This is a genomic window from Streptosporangium sp. NPDC006007 (assembly GCF_040614315.1).
In the GTDB taxonomy this organism is placed as follows: domain Bacteria; phylum Actinomycetota; class Actinomycetes; order Streptosporangiales; family Streptosporangiaceae; genus Streptosporangium.
On the sequence record NZ_JBEXUG010000102.1, the window covers coordinates 1 to 1,529 of the forward strand.

Below are 1,529 nucleotides of genomic sequence, written 5' to 3' on the forward strand. Positions count from 1 at the left end.
GCGATGAGTAGCCCTGTGTCAAGCCGCCGCCAGTTGATCTTGTCTGAGCAGGGCCTGGAGGGCTCCGTGCTTGGCGGGATCGTAGGCCACACCGTCCTGCCAGCAGTGCCAGATCACATACAGCCAGGCCCGCGCCAGGATGCGGGTGGCGTGGGGATGGTCCTTGCCCCGGGCGATGGCGTCGTCATACAGCTTGGCGGCCCAGGGGTTGGCGCGGCGGGAGTCGGCGGCGAAGTCGCAGACCGCATCGCGCAGCTGTTTGCTGACCGCCCAGCGGAAGCCGACGCTCTTGTGCTTGCCGGACTGACGAGTGGAGGGCGCGACCCCGGCCAGGCAGGCCAGCGCCGACGGGTCGGGGAAGCGGGCGCGGCAGTCGCCGATCTCGGCCAGCAGCCGGGCGGCGCGCACCGTGCCCGAGCGGGGCAGCGAGGTGAACACCTGGGCGTCGGCGTGCAACGCGAGCTGCTCGCCGATCTGCGCCTCCAGCGCCTTGATCTGCTCGACCAGCGAGGTGAGGACGGCCAGCAGGGCGCGGGTGGCGTGCGCGCGAGCGGTTGCATCGTCGCCGGTCGCGCCGCGCGGTGCGGCCTTGAGGCGGGCCAGCAGCACGGCGGGGGCCTTGCGGCCGCAGTAGCCAACGCTCTTGAGCCAGGCGGCCAGGCGGCGCTCGCTCAGCCAGTCGGCGCGCTCTTGGCAGTCGAAGCGGGCCAGGAAGGCCAGGCTGATCGGGCTGTCCAGGTCGGCGAACAGGCCGACCGCGCCGGGAAAGGCCGAGGCCAGGTGGGCGCGCAGCTGGTTGCACAGCGCGACCCGGTGCGTGACCAGGTCGCGGCGGGTGCGGACGGTGGCCCGCAGCGTTGTGGTGGCCGGGCTGTCGGGCACGAGCGGACGCAGCCGGGCGCGGTCGGTGCGCAGGGTGTCGGCCAGGACGAACGCGTCGAACCGGTCGTCTTTGTTGCCGGCCGAGCCGTAGCGCGAGCGAAGGTTCTTGACCTGGTTCGGGCTGATCACCACTACGGTGAGACCGGCCTCCAGCAGGGCCTCGACCACGGGGCCGTCACCGCGTTCGATGGCGACCTCGCATACTGCGGCCTTCGTCAGGCGACGGCTGAGCTCCTTCAATCCGGCGGCGGTGTGCTCGACGGTGAAGCGGGTGGCGATCTTTCCGGCCGTATCGACCACGCAGACGGCGTGATCGGCGCTGGCCCAATCGAGTCCCGCGGTGACACCGTTCGGCGCGCTCGCGGGCAGGGACGTGGTGGGGGCATACTGCATGACAGCCTCCTCGCTGCTAGCCCAGTGGGGAGGCACCCTCTTTTCGGTATCGGGACGTGGCAGCCGGTCAGCTCACTGTTCGGCGCTCGGGGGCGCTCAGCCCTGTCGACGGTCGGCACGTCCCGAAGAACCGCCGGACCCCGCGGAACTCATCGTGGACCTCGGGGTCGAGCGAGCAGGGCGGTAGCCCGGCGGCACCTCGGGTGCATCAGCAGTCTCTCAACTGCCGACAAGAGGATGGTGCACCAGTGAGC

At 71.2% G+C, this 1,529-nt stretch carries 1 protein-coding gene; it reads right to left on the reverse strand.

Going from position 1 to position 1,529, the window contains the following annotated elements; genetic code table 11:
* Positions 1 to 18 precede the first annotated feature (18 nt).
* Entirely contained in the window at positions 19 to 1,275 is a 1,257-nt protein-coding gene (locus tag ABZ194_RS30310; protein ID WP_355600436.1) for an IS110 family transposase, read from the reverse strand.
* Positions 1,276 to 1,529: the final 254 nt, after the last annotated feature.